This window comes from Vampirovibrionales bacterium, from assembly GCA_016712355.1.
Taxonomy (GTDB): domain Bacteria; phylum Cyanobacteriota; class Vampirovibrionia; order Vampirovibrionales; family Vampirovibrionaceae; genus JADJRF01.
The window spans coordinates 1,427,222-1,444,483 of record JADJRF010000005.1; the positions used below are offsets into that span (position 1 = coordinate 1,427,222).

18 protein-coding genes and 2 tRNA genes are annotated in these 17,262 nt (G+C 53.5%); 10 read left to right on the plus strand and 10 right to left on the minus strand.

Translation table 11 applies throughout. The features are described from left to right. Positions 1-1,011 carry a glycosyltransferase gene (locus IPK79_07965; GenBank protein ID MBK8190372.1) on the minus strand — a complete coding sequence of 337 codons (1,011 nt, stop codon included), beginning with the start codon at positions 1,009-1,011 and terminating at the stop codon, positions 1-3. 185 nt (positions 1,012-1,196) lie between these two features. Here IPK79_07965 and IPK79_07970 point away from each other — a divergent pair. The 5 genes from IPK79_07970 (at position 1,197) to IPK79_07990 (ending at position 2,635) form a co-directional block, all read left to right on the plus strand. Then, positions 1,197-1,272, plus strand: a tRNA-Phe gene (locus IPK79_07970). 111 nt (positions 1,273-1,383) lie between these two features. Continuing rightward, positions 1,384-1,632, plus strand: coding sequence for a nucleotidyltransferase family protein (locus IPK79_07975; GenBank protein MBK8190373.1), 249 nt, complete (start codon positions 1,384-1,386; stop codon positions 1,630-1,632). After that, positions 1,629-1,967 (plus strand): DUF86 domain-containing protein, encoded by a 339-nt coding sequence (locus tag IPK79_07980; protein ID MBK8190374.1) that lies wholly within the window; start codon positions 1,629-1,631, stop codon positions 1,965-1,967. The genes IPK79_07975 and IPK79_07980 overlap by 4 nt, the downstream gene beginning before the upstream one ends. Before the next feature lie 196 nt (positions 1,968-2,163). After that, positions 2,164-2,382, plus strand: a complete 219-nt coding sequence (locus IPK79_07985) for a DUF3768 domain-containing protein (GenBank protein ID MBK8190375.1) — start codon at positions 2,164-2,166, stop codon at positions 2,380-2,382. Between the two features lie 13 nt (positions 2,383-2,395). Then, entirely contained in the window at positions 2,396-2,635 is a 240-nt protein-coding gene (locus IPK79_07990) for a hypothetical protein (GenBank protein ID MBK8190376.1), read from the plus strand. A gap of 802 nt (positions 2,636-3,437) precedes the next feature. Here the strand turns inward: IPK79_07990 and IPK79_07995 are convergent. Beyond that, on the minus strand, positions 3,438-4,271 hold the full coding sequence (locus IPK79_07995) for an IS3 family transposase (protein MBK8190377.1): 834 nt from the start codon (positions 4,269-4,271) through the stop codon (positions 3,438-3,440). Positions 4,272-4,391: 120 nt separating this feature from the next. Then, positions 4,392-6,473: an RHS repeat protein gene (locus tag IPK79_08000; GenBank protein ID MBK8190378.1), complete on the minus strand. Its 2,082-nt coding sequence runs from the start codon at positions 6,471-6,473 to the stop codon at positions 4,392-4,394. Positions 6,474-6,724: 251 nt separating this feature from the next. Here IPK79_08000 and IPK79_08005 point away from each other — a divergent pair, with 251 nt between their 5' ends. Beyond that, positions 6,725-7,399, plus strand: a complete 675-nt coding sequence (locus tag IPK79_08005) for a hypothetical protein (protein ID MBK8190379.1) — start codon at positions 6,725-6,727, stop codon at positions 7,397-7,399. On the opposite strand, the gene terL is transcribed toward IPK79_08005, so the two are convergent. From terL to IPK79_08025, 4 genes are all read right to left on the minus strand, one after another. Next, the gene (terL, locus tag IPK79_08010; protein ID MBK8190380.1) at positions 7,380-7,922 is read right to left on the minus strand and encodes a phage terminase large subunit; all 543 of its coding nucleotides are present in this window, start codon (positions 7,920-7,922) and stop codon (positions 7,380-7,382) included. The two genes, IPK79_08005 and terL, sit on opposite strands and share 20 nt — an antisense overlap. 869 nt (positions 7,923-8,791) lie before the next feature. Further along, on the minus strand, positions 8,792-9,409 hold the full coding sequence (locus IPK79_08015) for a hypothetical protein (GenBank protein MBK8190381.1): 618 nt from the start codon (positions 9,407-9,409) through the stop codon (positions 8,792-8,794). Positions 9,410-9,453: 44 nt separating this feature from the next. Then, positions 9,454-10,944, minus strand: a complete 1,491-nt coding sequence (locus IPK79_08020) for a hypothetical protein (GenBank protein ID MBK8190382.1) — start codon at positions 10,942-10,944, stop codon at positions 9,454-9,456. Positions 10,945-11,169: 225 nt separating this feature from the next. Next, a tRNA-Pro gene (locus tag IPK79_08025) sits at positions 11,170-11,246 on the minus strand. Between the two features lie 107 nt (positions 11,247-11,353). Between IPK79_08025 and IPK79_08030 the strand changes: the two genes are divergently transcribed. Further along, positions 11,354-11,713 carry a 6-carboxytetrahydropterin synthase gene (locus IPK79_08030; protein ID MBK8190383.1) on the plus strand — a complete coding sequence of 120 codons (360 nt, stop codon included), beginning with the start codon at positions 11,354-11,356 and terminating at the stop codon, positions 11,711-11,713. Here the strand turns inward: IPK79_08030 and IPK79_08035 are convergent. Continuing rightward, positions 11,701-12,195, minus strand: a complete 495-nt coding sequence (locus tag IPK79_08035) for a hypothetical protein (protein MBK8190384.1) — start codon at positions 12,193-12,195, stop codon at positions 11,701-11,703. The two genes, IPK79_08030 and IPK79_08035, sit on opposite strands and share 13 nt — an antisense overlap. A gap of 95 nt (positions 12,196-12,290) precedes the next feature. Beyond that, positions 12,291-12,536: a hypothetical protein gene (locus IPK79_08040; GenBank protein ID MBK8190385.1), complete on the minus strand. Its 246-nt coding sequence runs from the start codon at positions 12,534-12,536 to the stop codon at positions 12,291-12,293. Between the two features lie 412 nt (positions 12,537-12,948). On the opposite strand from IPK79_08040, the gene IPK79_08045 reads away from it, so the two are divergent. From IPK79_08045 to IPK79_08055, 3 genes are all read left to right on the plus strand, one after another. Then, complete coding sequence (locus tag IPK79_08045; protein ID MBK8190386.1) at positions 12,949-14,034, plus strand: HEAT repeat domain-containing protein; 1,086 nt, start codon at positions 12,949-12,951, stop codon at positions 14,032-14,034. A gap of 21 nt (positions 14,035-14,055) precedes the next feature. Further along, the gene (gene queC, locus IPK79_08050; protein MBK8190387.1) at positions 14,056-14,763 is read left to right on the plus strand and encodes a 7-cyano-7-deazaguanine synthase QueC; all 708 of its coding nucleotides are present in this window, start codon (positions 14,056-14,058) and stop codon (positions 14,761-14,763) included. 498 nt (positions 14,764-15,261) lie between these two features. After that, positions 15,262-15,855: a superoxide dismutase gene (locus IPK79_08055; protein ID MBK8190388.1), complete on the plus strand. Its 594-nt coding sequence runs from the start codon at positions 15,262-15,264 to the stop codon at positions 15,853-15,855. Positions 15,856-15,953: 98 nt separating this feature from the next. Here the strand turns inward: IPK79_08055 and IPK79_08060 are convergent, their stop codons facing one another. Further along, on the minus strand, positions 15,954-17,249 hold the full coding sequence (locus tag IPK79_08060; protein MBK8190389.1) for a competence/damage-inducible protein A: 1,296 nt from the start codon (positions 17,247-17,249) through the stop codon (positions 15,954-15,956). Positions 17,250-17,262 lie beyond the last annotated feature (13 nt).

Consider the following 17,262-nt stretch of genomic DNA (forward strand, 5'->3'; position numbering starts at 1 on the left):
TCAGGAGAGTAAAGAGGTGGGGTCGCCCAGCGTGCCCATATTCTGGAGGTCCTCTTCTGGTTGTTGGGCTTGTAGTAATTCGCGTTGGTGCAGTGTTATCTCAGATATCAGCGTGATAAACGCTTCATCGGGATATCGATAGGGTTCAATTTTATACTTGAAATTTTCAAATAATAAAGCCAGCTCGTTAACCGGATGCACCCACCCGCCGTTATGACGCGCAATATAGCGATCAAGTTTTTGTTCACGCGCAAAACGTGGGTTCATCGCCAGATTTAAATGGACAAGGTGGACGCTATTGAGTTTTCCGCGGCGTCCTTCGCATTGAATGCTGCCATGCCCGACCGGGCCCGGGAAGCTCAACAGGGCCGGGTCATTTCGAAACAGGCGCAACTGAAAATCAGGATACAGATACCCATCCCGAATCCACGACAAGTGGTAAGGAGCCGGTCCGGAAATCTCGAGCGGATCGCGCTCAACCGACGACAAATGCAGTCGCGGTAACTTATAGTGGGTAAACAGCTCGCTTGATAGCAGGCCGTCCTTAAATCGAGCAAAGGCCGGTTCTGGGAACTCATCATCATCCAGTCTGAGCACCCAATCGCCATGACAGCGTTTTACTAACGCCTCAAGACCGCCATTGCAAGTAGGCGCGTCATTCTCAATCGTGAATAGTTCGTCAGCTAATCCCTCACAAGCCTGAAAGGTATTGTCCGTTGTTTTGGAGTCCACTCCCACGACGATTTCATCGCTAAAAGGGCGAATATACTCTAATAATGGGCGAATACGGGATTCTGCATTCATGGTGATAATGCAGGTGGAAAGTTTTTGACGTCGTCCTTGCTCTGGAATTAGCGCTATATCCTGCCATCGCCTGTGCCAGACAAGACGCTCGTATAGGCCTGCAAGTCGGTGAACGCCGCGTCGCAAAACTTGCCGTTGCGCATCACGGGCGACGACTTGGTGATAACGACGATCTCGCAAGATCGCGAATTCTTCAGGGGCGCGCACGAAGCGGAGGGCCTTCTAATTTCTTGAGGGTCTTACAGGCAAGACTTGCAAGTATACTTCAAACCACTGGCCGCGTCCTCCTCGCTTAGTTTCCCCAAGGCGTTTCCCTTACGTGGCCCGGGCTTGTGGCCCTATCGGTGATCTTGACTTTGCCTTGTGGATGCGCGAGAGTGTCGCAAACGGGTGGCTCCTTAGCTCAGTTGGTAGAGCAGAGGACTGAAAATCCTTGTGTCCCCAGTTCAAATCTGGGAGGAGCCACCACTCCTGTCTTTTCGCGATGGATGGGGGTGGGCGTCCCGGTGAAGCGCTCGCCCAGCAGAGGGGGGAATTGCTGTGTTTCTTGATTTTGTGAAATCAAGACGTGATGAGATAATGAGAATTGTCCGACAGTATGGCGCGTATAATCTTCGCGTGTTCGGCTCGGTGGCTCAAGGACGGGAGACGCCGGACAGTGATGTGGATTTTCTGGCGGAATTTGAGGAAGGGCGTAGCATTCTGGACCAGATTGGGATGATTGAGGATCTGGAGAGATTGTTGGGCCGTTCTGTGGATGTGGCGGATCCGTCTACGTTGCACTGGTTTGTGCGGGAACGGATTTTGGGTGAAGCTTACCCGCTATGAAAGATGATTGCCTGTATCTTCATCACATTTTGGAGTGCATCCAGCGGATTGAAGACTACACCCAAGAAGGCGCTGAAAGCTTTTTAGCGGACCCGAAAACACAAGATGCGGTTCTGCGAAACTTGCAGGTGTTGTTGGAGTCTGTCCAACGTTTGCCTGCAGCATGGAAATCGTCCTACCCAAGAGAGATTCCCTGGCATGCGATTGGCGGGTTTCGCAACCGGCTGGCGCGCGACTACCTCGGAATTAGCCTGCCGCGCGTCTGGCAGGTTGTGGCGAGCGATTTATCGTCGTTGAAGACTGTGATTCAGACGATGTTGGACAACTCACACTGATTTTTGCAACGATTCGCCCTCGCGGGGCTCACAGGAACCCTCTCATCCGGCACGATAACAGGGTGTCGTCTTAACGAGAGGGTTTTCCTGTATGAGCGCCGACCGCATCGCCGCATTAAACGACCACTGCCGCAAGAGCATCCCGCATGGCCGCTGCTACATGACGCAAGGCGTCACCACACTGGCGTAGGAGAGCCTGAACGTCCTGCTCAAGGCGTTGCGGGAATTGAGCGCCTTTACGCCGGACAATGACCCATACGGCGAGCATGACTTCGGGGCGTTTGAGTTCGCGGGTCAGCGTCTATTCTGGAAAATCGACATGTTTGCCGATGACTCGCTGACTTATAGGTCGGAGGCTCCGCTGGATCCAAACGCCGTCCGGGTTATCACGATCATGCAGGCTGACGAGTATTAATGAGGGCCTCATCATGAAATTTAGCAACGCAGTGGCGCAGTATCTCGACAATCTGGCGCTGGAAGACGGACGGAATATTCCGATTAAGACGCGCCAGTTGCGTCAGGAAATCACGCCATTTTTTGCTGAATACGAGCTGGCGGCGATCAACCGTTTTGGCGTGGAGCGATTCAAGCGTCATCTACGCGAGAAATACCTCGCGCCTGCCACGGTGAACCCGCTATCTGGCGGTGCTTTCGCATCTGTTCCATAAGGCGGTGGAATGGGACTGGCTCGTGAAGACGCCGTGTAAAATCGTCAAATACCGAGAAGAGAATCTGCGAACGGCGTATTTGTCGCCTGACGATATTCAGCGCCTGCTGGCGGCGATCTGCGCAATCTGACGCTTAATAACTGCGATCTTATCAATGGACCCTGCTGGTGTCCCCGTTGGATCCCCCCGGCCCTGTGGCGCACCGATGATCCTCAACATGACGGAGGGCTATCTCAAGGGTATCGAGCCCTTGTGCGCCAAGCGAAACGTATCGCCGTTTCACTACTCGTCAGCGGGGCTCCATCGCCCCTCCGATACCGCCCGTGGCTCACCGTGCTTTGACGTTGGGGGGATTGCGGGTCTCCCCGTACACATACGGGCATTGGCAAGGGGGATACCGCTCCCCTTTCAAAAAACCCCTCGGTCAAGCTGTTGCGGTTGGATGAGGAGCGCCGTATGGCCGTTGTGTTACCAGAGCCGATACGCGTGTTCTACATCCTTCTCTGCCCTATAATCAGGATACTGCCCCTAAGCCCATATTTTTCAGTGGGCACTTCCGGCGGTTGTTGTCCAAATGAAAACTCAGAATGTGGCCAGCATTCGGTCAGGGATACTCAGCGTTTATAAGAGAGAGGTATTCATGTTAACGGGTGAAATTCGTAATCAGGTTGACCGGATATGGGACGCGTTTTGGTCCGGCGGGGTCAGCAACCCGCTTTCGGTGATTGAACAAATCACTGGTCAACCCCCAAAATATGATCCAGTTGTAAGTCAGTGGTTTGGTGTTGATGGGGTTCAGTATTCAGGCGCATGGAGCGGAGCGGAATGGGACTGAATACTGAAGTCGCGCAGCCGGAGCTGGTGGCTTGTATCCCAGTGAGCTGTGCGGCCTGACGTGATTGTAATGCTCACGCCAGTCTTCAATAACCGTCTGTGCTTCTTTGAGCGTATAGAACAACTCCCCATTCAGCAATTCATCGCGTAACCTTCCATTAAAGCTCTCGTTGTAACCGTTTTCCCAAGGGCTGCCCGGCTCAATGTAGGCCGTCTTTACCCGCAGTTGATACAGCCACTCCTTGAGTGTGGCAGCGGTAAATTCGCTGCCGTTGTCTGAACGGATATAATCCGGCAATCCTTCTCTCAGAAACAAGTCACTCAGAACATCCAGCACATCATCACTGTTCAGACGATAATCCACACGGATGGCAAGGCATTTGCGGGTAAACTCGTCAATCACGGTGAGCATCCGTATCTTCTTGCCACAGGCCAGCCGGTCTGCCACAAAGTCATAGCTCCACACATGGCCCGGCCAGCAGGGACGAAGCCGAATGCAGGAGCCATCATTCAAATACAGACGGCTCCGCTTCTTCTGGCGTTTAGGAACCTTCAGACCTTCCTCGCGCCAAATACGTTCCACTCGCTTGTGGTTAACCCGCCAGCCCTCAGCACGAAGCAAGGCGGTGATGCGCTTGTAACCGTAGCGACCATACCGACGGGCCAAACGGATAATATCACCCCGAAGCGCCTCTTCATCATCGGGCTTTCGTTTGAGATAGCGCTGAACGGAACGGCAAACGCCGAGCGCATGACACGCCCGGCGCTCCGATATACCATAGCGTTGCTGGCTTTTTACCACACAACGACGCTTCCGCTCAGCGCTTAAAAGTTTCCCGCTGCCGCGTCCCTGAGGATCTGCTTGTCCAGAGTTAAATCGGCTACCACACGCTTTAACCGCGCATTCTCAGCCTCCAGCTCTTTAAGCCGCTTTGCCTGAGAGATACCCATGCCCCCATACTCCTTGCGCCATTTGTAATAGGTCGCATCCGAAACACCCAGCTCCCGGCATATCTCTTCTACCGTCTTCCCCTGACCCGATAATACCTCCGCCTGGCGCAGCTTGCGAATAATCTGCTCCGGCCTGTGACGCAGTTTGCTCATATCTCCCTCCTATTTGTCGGTCTCTTCTTTTTACCTCAACTACGAGATAATTTCTGGACCGAATTATAGGGGGCGGGTCACCGTCTGCGATGGACAGCAACTCGTCGTTTGCATCGTAAGACATCGCATAAATTTTCTGGCCATTGTAATTGACCCAGTTTAATCGACCCGCCGCGTCGTATTCATACGTGGTGGTCTGCGACTTGGGATCCGTCGCGCTTACCATACGGTCCTGCTTGTCGTAAGCGTACGTCGTGGTTTGATTCAACGGATTATTGACGCTGGTCATGCGATCCCGGCTGTCGTAAGCGTAGGTCGTCGTGTGATTACTGGCGTCTGTCACCGTTAACAGGTTACTGTTGTTGTCATAAGTGTAAGTGGTCGCTTGATTCAACGGATTGGTGACGCTGGTCAGCCGGTTCAAAACGTCATAAGCGAACGTCGTCACATTCTGCCGAGGGTCCGTCACGCTCGTCAGGTTGCCCCGATTGTCATAAGCAAACGTCGTCACATGGCCCAGGGGGTCCGTGATCGTCGCCAGTTCGTTATGAGCGTTATATGTATAGCTGGTGGTCTTGCCAAGCGCATTGACGCGCGTCAGCGTTTGTCCCTTGGCGTTGTAAGTAAAAGTTGTTGTTTTATTGTCATGATCCTTTATTTGGGTTAAATTTCCCGACGCGTCATAAGTGAAATACGTATAATGCCACAGCGGATCGCGCACCGACGCCGGCAGATGCGGATGGAGGCCGTCGTAAGTAATGACATATTGATTGTTATCCGGTAACGTAATGGTTATCGGCAGGTTATTGGCGTTGAAATCGGTTCGCGTGACGCGAGAGAGAGGATCTGTTTTCTCAATGTATTTACCCGTTGGGGTATTGGTGAATAAATTGGGAGAGTAGAAGATACTGGTGGCGTTGCCATTCTCGTCTATTATTTTGGTGGGCATGCCTTGCGCGTTGAAATCGAACTTCTGATAGGTGTTATCCGGATTGTAAATCCACCTGAGTGCCGTTCGTTCCGGGGCGCTTAAGCGGTAAGCGCCGCCGTCGGCGTTGGTTTGTTTGACGACCGACCCGGTGGCGGGGTCATACTCATTGGTAATGACCGTCTGACTTTTATAGTCTTTTCGGGTGGCGATGCGATGGTCGCTTGTCCAGGTATACTGCATCACGGCCCCGGCAGGATTTGTGACGCTCAGCAACTCTTTCGCCGCCGAATACGTATAGCTGACGGTTCGCCCCGCATGGTCTGCAATCTGAGAGATTAAGCCATCTGCGTTATAAGCGAAGAATAATCCGCGCCCACTTGCGGGATCCTGCACGTTCTGCAAGCGCCCGCTGGCATCGCGATTTAACAGAAGATAGTTGCCATGGGAGTCTTCCCATTTAATGTAGCGACCATTGGCGTCAAAGAAAAACTGGGAATTCGAGAGTTTGCGGTACGTGGCATAGCTCAGATATCCGTTGCCATCGAGGCTGAGGGTGATGTTGTCTGTAAGCGTCGCCATGTTATTCGGGCTCGTAAAATACGCGCCGCCAGCTGCGCCGTTGCTGAATGGAATCGTCCCACCATTGCCCAGATTGACCAATAATGTGGTATTGGGAGCCGTAACCGGCTTTCCGTTGGGGTCTTTTGCAATTGTCAGCGCCATGTTATAAGCGCCTAAATGGGTTCCCACTCCAAAGGGTCCAATTTGCGAAGCGAGGCCTGAGGCGTACCCGCGCAGCGCTTTCATCGCAAGCAAATTTGATACCGTTAGATCCGTTTCATAATAGTAGTAATTCCCGCTGCGGCTATCCACCGGGTCATTCATATCCCATGGCGCGCAAGACTGGTCTTTGGGTTCTGGAGAGTCGGGGACGCTGGCGCAGCATTTATCTGTACAGGGCGGCGTCATGGGAACAGGGCGCGTATCCCCCGTTATTTGGCCAGAGGGTGGCGGCGTAAAGGTCCACCCAGGCTGAGCGCCATTGGCTCCGCCGATTTTAGTCCAGACCTCGGGCTGGTGCGCAAGGTCATGTCGGCTTTTCAGCGTTTCGGCAGAATATCGGTGTAACGGTATGGCGTTGGCGCTCAAATGGAGTTGCTTTTGGGCGCAATGGGAGTGATGAATAGTCTCGTGTTGAGTTTACGCGAGGAGATTTGAGTATGTCGAAGCCGTTGGAGCATCTGGGGTATTGGGAGGCGGCGATGCGTTGTGGATTGATGGGGGGGCGTCCTTTCAGCGAGGGTTCGATTAAGAACTACGTGTTGTATGCGCGCTGGTATTTAAATGCCTACGAAGAACTGGATCTGGCGCACGTGAAAACGGTGATGCTCACGGCGCCTGTGGGGCAGTTTGCCAAGCGTCTTAAAATTTACGAGTCTTTGCGTTGTCTGGGTAAATATCTGATCGAGCAGGGAGAATTGGATGCAGAATTTTTGAAGCAGATGGGCAAATACAAACCCCGTCGCTATTTGCCCCCGCGCAAGCTGACGGTGGATGAATCCGGGATTGAGCGGCTTCTGACGTTTTGCGACAAGCCGCTGGATCGTATCATTGTGGAACTGTTGTCGCAGACGGGAGGATATTCATGTGGAAAAGGGCTATTTAATCGTCCGGCTGGCGAAGTGGGGAAAAACGCGTCGGGTGGGGAAAATTCCTCAAATCCAGTACCTTGTTGTATACGGCCTCAGGAGCGTCTCGTTCTCCCCTCACGGTTAACAAAAGATTCGGGTGTTTCGGATGTTCTTGGTTTGGGCGCAGGCGCACGCCTATTTAAGCGACTTGCCGCTGCCAAAATCAGTGCCTCTGGGACGGCGCTTAAAATAGCCCGGTCGTAGAGTTGTCATGAAACGAAATCTGTCCCAGCGGACGTTTAAGCTGTTCAACCGCGCCTTGCAAGGCGTCGGGTCCGTCGTCCTTTCCCGTGGGGAACAGCGTCATCTGCTGCCAGAAGCGCGGTGAAAGCGACTCTGTAAAGAGTAAATGGCCATTGGCGATCAGGGGTTCGAGCGACGAGACGCGCTTGATTTTGTTGCTTTGCTGAGAGATGCCTATTACCCGCAGGTTGACGCCGGCGGCGATAATGGCTTCTTGATAGAGGGTCTTGAGGAGTCCCTGAAAACAATTCGTTTCCAGATACAGCGTTTCAAACCCATATTTTTTCTGGAGCAGGAGCGCCTGCTCAATTTGTTGCGAAGGAGGAACCCGCTCCACAATGGCGTCCAGGCAGTACACATATCCCTGTCGATCCTTGAGCGCCACAACCAGAGCGGCGTCATCGCCGTCGGTACTGTCGGCCAGGGCAGGGTCGTGAAACGCAACGATTCGCAGAATATCGGCAAGTTGGCGTCGCAGTCGCATGTATAATAATGGATGTTAAGCTCTAAATTGTGTGAAGAATAGCGCATGTTGAAAAAATTTCTAAAATGGATACCCATTCTTCTTGGCGTGAGTGCTGTTATCATTGCTACGAGTACTTGGTGGGTGATTCATTATCACCCGTACTGGAATATCCTGTCCAAGCCTTTAACGGCTCGAGAGGCAAAAGAAACCGCATATTTTGCGGTTAAGAACTATTGTGAGAATGCCTCAAGTCGTTTAAAGCCTTGTGATTTCGAGTCGGTTCATACTAGAGCCCAAGGAGTATCGTCTTGAATCTGCTTATCAATACTTCGTTTTCTGGTCTAAGCGTCATGAGCCCTTGGCAGTCTGGGTGGCGTTTTCCACAGGTGAGTATGAGCACTGGGATCCTCTTCGATCCCTTATTGTGATAAAAATGATGGATGAAGTGGTAAAGCGTCTTGCGATCCCCTTCAGAATCAGTCGAACTGGAATCGGTAAAAAATGAGTGTTGGATTTCAAATGTCGGGGATTATAAAATTTTTTGCCAAAAAGATGCTTTCTGGCAAAAGCCTAGATATAAAAATATTTAGAGTATTAACAGGGCTTCTTCTTTTATACCCTTTGTATTATATTTTGATTTTCCTGTTAAGGATAGTCACAAATACAGACTCAATGTTTTCTTGGTTCTCTTATATAATTGTGAGTGGCATTTTCTTTTTGAGTGTCGCGCTGCTGGTTGCTACAAAATTCTGCAGCAGGAGAAGAAAATACATCTTTTTTGTTTTTTTAGTCTGGTTTCCAATTTTGCCTGCAATTCTTTTTTTTGAAATGATTGTTAGGATTAAATGGTCTTTTTAAGATAGGTCATTTGTGGCGGGTCTTATTCGCTAGCTATCCTGAATCCATAAGTAGCTTAAGTTATAAGGCTGAAGCTCCTTAAATAATCGGTACGCCTTGCCTGTTTCAATTTCTTGAATGACAACATATTCGCCTCGTTCTGAGTCGTCTTCCGGGCTTTCATATTTCAAAGGGTATACTAAATAACGACTATCTGGCGACCAGCTAATCCCTTTAATATAGGTGATTTCATCAATATCATGCTGAAGGTCTTTCACCAGGAGTTGGTAGCGATTCGTTTTGAGGTTATAAATAATCTCTTGTCCTGGGAGGGCGAAGCGTTTAAGGCTGGGAGGAGAAGGAAGCTTTTCCCCGATCCTGTACCCCAAAATGATCTGATACTGCTGGTTTGGACTTATAAGAGGATTCTTAGGAGAGGAGGCGTTATATTCTTGGATCTGGGGCGTTGTTAATAATTCAGTCCTTCCAGTGCCAGGAGTATATTTTAAATCTCTATAAATAATCGATCCGGGTAATTTTTCTAGCTGTGCGTGTGTCGCTAGGGGAATGTTTGTCTCAAAGGATCTGTGCCAATAGATTGAGGGCGACAAGAAGATTATTATTACAGTGACAACACTAAAGGCTATGCCAAAAAATAAAATTTTCAAGGTAAATATTCCTCGTTGTAAAAAGGATGTCCGTTTCTCAAGCTTTATTTAGGAAAAAGAATGCGTCGAATGTTTCTTCCGACAGTAAATCTGCCATAGGGGTAAGCATTTCGAAAGTCGTCACGATGCTTTCGGATGTCCTGAAACATATCAAAATCTCCTTGGTTAAAGTCTCCATGTCTCAATTTTTCTTGTAGCTCGAACCACCATGTTTGAACTGGTTCATTGTTATTTTGGGAGTTTTCAAGATTTCCGGTGACACCACCAAGATAATGATGCATCTGTTCTTCTGGGTTGTGATAATAGTACTTGCCTGTGTTGTGGTATTTCTTTGGCAGGTATTTGTTTGTATTGTCTAGGAATTGATTTAAAGGAGAATGGACATTGGTACCAAAAAGAAGCCATAATTGCATCCTGAATATTTCGTCATGCTTGGAAGTGTTTGCGATGTAATCTACGATATCTGAAAATTCATACCAGTCAATTCGGTTACTATTTGTCGGTTTGTATTTCGAAAGAATCCATTCATATGATTCTCCCTCAGCTTTTAAGATGTTCAAAATTTCTTTATTGGGATATCCATGATTCTTTAAAATAGCGAACTGCTTTCTTTGAAAATAATATTTGTTCATCTCTTCATTTTTATTTTTTCCGTCTTTCGCGGTTCTTACTTGCCCCGGCGTGAGATGCAAGTCCGTTTTTTGGAAATGCCGCACGTCCTGTAAAGCGACTTTTAGGGCGTCTTGCGAGGCAATGGGGACGCGGCTGAATAACACCTCGCCAGTGGGTGTTCGGAGCGCATTACGAATCATTGCTTCCGCAAGCTTCTGCTCAGCATAAGCTTGCGCGGCATCCGCTTGCATGTGTTGCGCTTGCGATTGCGCGCCGTAGCGATGTAAATCAATACTGTGAAAAAGCTGCTTCATTTCCGCATCGCTTAGCATCTCGCCTGTTTGTACTTTGGGCCAGAGGTCTGTTTGCATGTGATAGTGATCGGTGTAGGTGGCGGGTGGTAAGGTGGCGGGCGCAATAGTGTCAGTCATAGGCGCGGTATGGAGCGGATTTGGAATGGCGCCGCCGGAATTTTTCTGTAAAGGGCGCTGCGCTTCCTGCGAAAAATTGGAACTGGCGGAAAGGGCCTGCATGGCCTGCCGGGCCGGTGTTTCCCATGCCTCTGGATTCGCTGAAGGCCAATACGATTGTTTGGGGCGCTCGGCTTGTTTTAAGGGCTCCGGAATAAAGTCCAGAGGGAGCCTCGTCGTTGGCAGGATCTCTGGTAGCAGCGTCACGGGCTGTTGTGGGGGCAAATACGAAACGAGCGTTTTGACCGGACGTCGGAAATCAGCGCTTGGGGAAGAAGGGGTGTTGCCGTATTGGCGCGCTGCGGCAGAGAGTCCTGCTGCGGCATACGGAGCTACAGTCGCTGCCACATGGCCAATTCCGGAAGCAATATCGCTCAATTTGTTCCAGATATTGTGCCAGAAGCCCTCGTCTTGGTCATACGTGATATTGCCTGAAATAACTTTGCCAGACATAGATGGTAAAACTCCTCATTAAGTGACCGTTTGGTTTCCTACTACAAGGAGCATGATATCATCTGTTTTTATAAAAGCATAGCGATTTAAATATATTAATGTCTTTGTTGGGCAGGGCCTTGGGAAGCCTTGGCCGCACTGAAATCGCCCCTTTTACGCCTGTGCAATGATCGCCACGCGACCCCGCTCCCGACTCGCCACCTCTCCCCAACCCCCGCGAAATTCTGGTCGGGATGACTGGATTCGAACCAGCGACCCCTACGTCCCGAACGTAGTGCTCTACCAAGCTGAGCCACATCCCGACCCGATGGAGCCCTATTATCCGACAAAGCCCGGCGGGTTTTCAAGCGCTGCGCGCCCGCGGCAACAGACGCTGGCATTTTGAAGGCCATAGTGATACAAACGCTCTATGTTCGAGACCATGGTTGAAAAACACTTTGCCGCCGCGCATCACTTGCTCAATTACAAGGGCAAGTGTGAGCGCCCCCACGGCCATAATTACGTCGTGCAGGTCTACGTCGTGCGCGAAACCCTCGACAAGGCCAATATCTCCTACGACTTTACCCTGCTCAAAGAGAAGCTGGGCGCGCTGGTCGACTCGCTTGATCATCGCGATCTCAATACCCTGCCCGAATTTGGCGGCGAAAGTCCCAGCGCGGAATTTATCGCGCGCTATATTTATCGACGCCTCAAGGGCGACATCCCGGAAGTCAACCGCGTGCGGGTGTATGAGACCGATACGCAGTGCGTTACGTATTACGAACCGTGAGCGGCTCCCACGCGACGCCAGTAACGTAAACTACTGGCAACCAACGCGAGGCCCACGGCCAGATTCACCGCGCCGCGCCAGAGATCGGGCACGTGGAGCCAGGTGAGCGCTGCGCTGAACAGCATCATCGCCTCGATTAAAATCCAGCTGGGCAGGGCGTAGACGGCGCTGGCGCGCTGCGGGCCTTCTAAGCCCTGAATGCGCGCAATATTGCGCTGCGACGTCTTACTCAGAACAAACAGGCCTTTGGCTGCGCCGATGACAACCGCCAGCGCGATCGCCAGCGCCGCCACCCACGCCGGAACTGTCGGCGCTCCTTGAGACAGGCGAATCACGCCGTTAATCATCAACGAGACCCCGCCCGCAAGCCATAGCCAAAACGCCAGCCCCAGCAATTGCCGCTGCTGAAGCCGAATCGGCGCACAATACAGCAACAACGCCAGAATCGGCGGCGTTAGAACACGAATCCAACTGCCGAGCATTGTTCAAACCTTCCCTTGCTGACAGACCGCCCGACGTCAAAGCGCGTCGCGCGCCTGCTCATCATACCAGCAACGGCGCCAAGCGCGGCGCGTTGTCAGGAGTGCCGCGAAATCATGTTATTACTGGGCGGACCGTTGCTGTCGAGCAACTGGTCGACGGCCAGATACATTTTGCAGTCGTAGGGCCGGTCTGAGAAAAATCGCTTGTAGTAACATCCGTCGCAATTGGCTTTGCGCAGATAGCACTCGACCGCAGACGAACTCCAGCGCTTAAACGTCCCGACAACCAGATTATCGGGCTCCAGCGCAAAGCTATCGTTTTCAAAAGCATCCGTCAGCACGGGCTCTAACTCCTCTATCAAATTGCATGCCCAACGTATCACTATCAATTTTGGGAAAGGGGCGGGTGTCGAGGCGATTATAACAGGCGATCGCCTGAAAGCAGTAATAAAAAGATACAATGATTTTGTGTCAAGCCCCAAAATCAGAGCAATAGGGCATTTGGGGCATGTTCATAATAATTAATAATTTTCAAATTATGCGTTAGATTTGAAAATCCTCCCGGCGAATCCTCCGCGACGCGCGCCTTGTGCTCCAGGGCGATTGGCGATCCCTCGCGAAGGCGCATCCGACTGTTGATATCGGCGCCATATCAGCAAATTTCCCATTTTCACGGCTTTTCCTCATGGCGCATCGGTGGTATAAAACACCTTGGCGCGCATTTTTACGCGCTGCGGGCGGCCTCGTTCTGGGGTGAAGACCGCTCGCGTCACGCGCGTTGGCTTGCGCGCATGGCGCTTCTGTTCTGCGGGATTGCCGCATCCGTTGCAGCCGCCTTTCCCTTTGCCGGAGACTCGCTGGATGGCCTCCTCCTCGCCGGAACAACAGGATCAATTGATTGCGCAGGCGATGGGGCAGGCGGGCGAGTCGGATGCGCAGCGCATTCGCAGCATTACCGAGCTGGGCAACTTACTGGGCAATACGCGCGGAAGCCTGACCAGCCCCAAGGGCTTGATGTGCCTGATTGATCTGGTTCAGCGCGAGGAGAAGCCCCGCATCGTAACGCATGCCATTGGCGCCTTGGGCCGTTTGCAAGCCCTCAGCGCGGTGATGATCCTGATCGACGCCGCTCTGGGCCTGAATCTGCGCGTATATGAGGGAGACGCCGGAGCCGCGTTTCTGCAGACCGACGAGGCCTTGCGCCTGCGTTGCGCCGCCGTTCAGGCGCTGGGCAAGATTCAGGATGAGCGGGCCGTGATTCCCCTCATGAGCATTCTCAACGACCGCGCGTTGAATTACCGCCTGCGCATGTCGGCGGCCGAAAGTCTGGGTCGCGCGGGCAATCCGCATGCGCTGAACTCGCTGATGGACATCTTGCAGGACGATCGCGAATCGTCGGTCTACCTGCGCGAGTCGACGGCCAAGGCGCTGGGGATGCTCGGCGATATTCGCGCGATCGATTCGCTCCTCGACCTGCTGGAAGCCAAGCGAGGCGTGCGGGATAAATTTATCTTTCTTAAAGAGCAGGCCATAGAGGCGCTGGGGCGTCTTTCGCGTCGAAGCGGCGATAAACGGCGCGTGACCGATAGTCTGGTGCGCTCGCTGCGCGACAGTGCGGCTTCTATCAGGCTGGCGGCTGTAGAAGCTCTGGCTGATACTGATGATCCGCGATTTGTGCCGAATGTGGGAGAGCTCCTGCGCGATTCCGATGAAGAAGTGGCGTTGGCCGCTGTTTCGGCAGTGTTTCGGCTCGGCGGCGAAGCGGCCATCCGCGAGTGGATTGAGTCTGACAACCTGCCCCAATATGTCCGCGACGAAATGGAAACTTACATCCCTTAAACAACGGGAGGAATCCGCGAGATGAGCGCTGTTAAAAGGCGGGTGGTTCTGCTGTCGGGCGGACTTGATTCCGTGGTGGCGCTCGCTATCGCCCACGCGGAGGGCGACGTCGCGCTGGCGTTGACGATCGACTACGGCCAGCGTGCGCGCGAAGCCGAAAAGCTGGCCGCGCAGGCGATTGCCGCTCATTTTAATGTTCGCTGGGAATGGGTCGCGTTGCCGTGGTTTCATCAACTCCTGCCCCCGCAGATGGCCCGTCAGGTTTATGGCGAGTCGGCCGCAGGGCCGGTGACGCCGCGTGACCCGGCGATCCCCGACAGCACGCGCGCGGTGTGGGCTCCCAATCGAAACGGCGTGCTGCTGAATATCGCAGCCGCTTACGCTGAGGCGCTTGAAGCGGATGCGGTGGTGTTTGGCGCCAATGCCGACGAAGCCCAAGGCTTCCCGGATAACACGCAGGCTTACCGCGATGCGCTGAGCGCCGCGTTTGCTTTCTCGACCCTGCGTCATATTCAGGTGGAAACCCCGGTGGGAGACATGACCAAAGCCGAGATTATCGAGCGCGGCCTGTCGCTGGGTGTTCCGTTTCGTCATATCTGGAGCTGTTACGGCGGCGGACCGCAGCACTGCGGCCAGTGCGCCTCGTGTGGCCTGCTCAGGGAGGCCGTCGAGCGCGCGAATCAGCGCACGGGCCAACGCGCGGAAATCCGCTTCGCCGCCTCGCCTTAGGTTCGGCGTCGGATACTCTGACAAGACCCCACTGATGACTGATGAGTGATCGCGTTTTCGGAGAGAATTTCTTCTTGTCTGAATTTTTCTCTTAAATTTCCTGAAGCCGCAGGGGCCGCAGATGGGATGTCGCGCCAAGGGCGGCCCGCCGCTGGGGAATGGTTTCGAGGAAGGAGCCCAGCGTGCATCGCCGGGCGCTTTCGTCACTGCGCGGGATCGAAAAGCGAGACCCCGCATTACCAGAGTTGCGATTTTGCAGAGCCCGCTCAGCGAACGCTTTTCGGGCGCGTTTAAACGCTTTATACTCTGAAATAAAATGCCATGGCGGCTGATTTTAGCCGATCGGCGGACTGGAGCGCAGGCGAATTTGTGGTACTGTAGGCTGACATTGCGTTCAGTGCCTTTGAAACGCGCGTGGTTTGATGCGTTTTTCATGCCTGCAATTTAAATATCGATTTTTTTATTAATGAGATGTGAACAGAGAGGAGACCCTTCCCCATGGCCACTGCTACCCAAAATAAATGCGCCACGGCGCAAAGCTACCCCCATATCAAAGAGCTCGACGGTATTTCGGCCGAGCAGATGGAAGCTCACTATAAGCTCTATCAGGCCTATGTGGACAACGTCAACAAGTTGTCTGATAAGCTCCACACGCTTGAACAGGGCTCGCCGGAATGGAATGAACTGAAGCGCCGCTTCGGTTTTGAAGTCAACGGCGTCTTGATGCACGACCTGTACTTTGAAAATATGGCCCCCAAAGGCGGCGCGCTGCCTGCCAATTCTCGTCTGGCCAAAGCGCTGGAAGAGAATTTCGGCAGTGTCGCGAACTGGGAAGCCGACTTTAAAAGCACGGGTAAAATCCGCGGTATCGGCTGGGCGGTGTTGTATCAGTGCCGTCACAGCGGAAAACTCTGCAACTACTGGATAGGCGAGCACGAAATTGGTCATCCGGTCGGCGGCGCGCCAATTCTGGTGATGGATGTCTGGGAACACGCCTTCGTGGGCGATTACAAACCCTCAGAGCGTCCTCAGTACATCGACGCCTTCTTTAAAAACGTCAACTGGAAAGTCGTCGAGTCGCGCCTCGTCTAAGTACGAGCGCTTTCTCAAACGACTTAAAAGCCGTCAGAATCCCCGTCTCTGCGTTGCAGGGCGGGGATTCGCCTTAATAAGGCCCTGTAATGGCGGTATTAATCCCGCGACGCCTCAGGCGTCAGCTCCCCGCGTAGATACTGGTACAGGAAAAACAGCGCGTACTGACTAAACCAGCGCTTAACGTCTGCGCGGGCGTAAGTCGGATTGACGCGGATTTCGCGGGCGATGGGCGCGGCGCCCAGGCCGCACCAGGCGATCCAGGCCAGCCCCACGGGTTTGTCAGGCGAGCCCCCTCCCGGCCCGGCAATCCCGGTGATGGCCATGCCAATGTCAGCCCCCGCCAACTGACGCGCGCCTTGCGCCATGGCGCAGGCGGTCTCGGCGCTGACGGCTCCGCAGGCCAGGAGAATCTCCGGCGACACGCCCAGCAGGCGGGTTTTTTCGTCATTGCTGTAGGTCACCACATTCAGCGTCGTATAGGCGGAACTGCCTGCCACGTCTGTAAGGCGCGCGCTGATCAGTCCGCCGGTACACGATTCCGCAACAGCCAGCCGCCAGCGCTTGTCCAGTAACGCGCGTCCGACGACTGCTTCAATCGTTTCATCCTCTTCGCCGTAATAGTAGGGCGCCAGGCGGCGGCAAATTTCTTCGCGAACAGGCATAATTAGCGCCAGCGCCGCCGCCTCGCTTTCGGCGCGCGCCGATAACCGTACGCGCACGTCCGCCTGACCCACGTAAGGCGCGACAGAAGGGGCGTCGCCTGTCATTAAATCGGCGATTTTCTCGCCCAGAAGCGATTCTCCGATGCCGAAAAAATGCAGCGAGCGGCTGGTGAGAATGGCGGGCGCTTCTCCGCGTCGACGCGCAAACGCCAGAAGCGTATCGCGTCCTTCAGGCCACATCGCGTACAGTTCTCGCGGTACGCCGGGAAACAACAACAACAGCGCGCGCCGACCGTCCGGGGCGTCCACTTCCCAGCGCAGGCCCGGCGCCGTCCCGACCGGATTGGAAATCGCCCCGGCGTCTGCTGGCCGCAAGGCTTGCTTGAGATTGGAAGGCGAATGGCGCAGCCCCCGCGCAATGAAAAACTCGGCAATGCGCGCCTCGCTGACGGGATCCACTATCAGCGGCGCATCAAAATACGCGGCAATCGCGCTGACGGTCAGATCGTCCTGCGTCGGCCCCAGACCGCCGGTGACAATCACGGCATCGCTGCGCGCCAACGCCTGGGCGAGCGCCTGCTGAATGCGCGCCGGGTTGTCGCCCACTGTCGTGTGAAAATAGGCGTCCACCCCCGCTTCGGCCAGTCGCCGGGAAATCCAGGCGGCGTTGGTGTTGACGGTCTCGCCGAGCAGCAACTCAGCCCCTACGGCCAGAATCTCGGCTTTCATGAGGCGTCGGGCC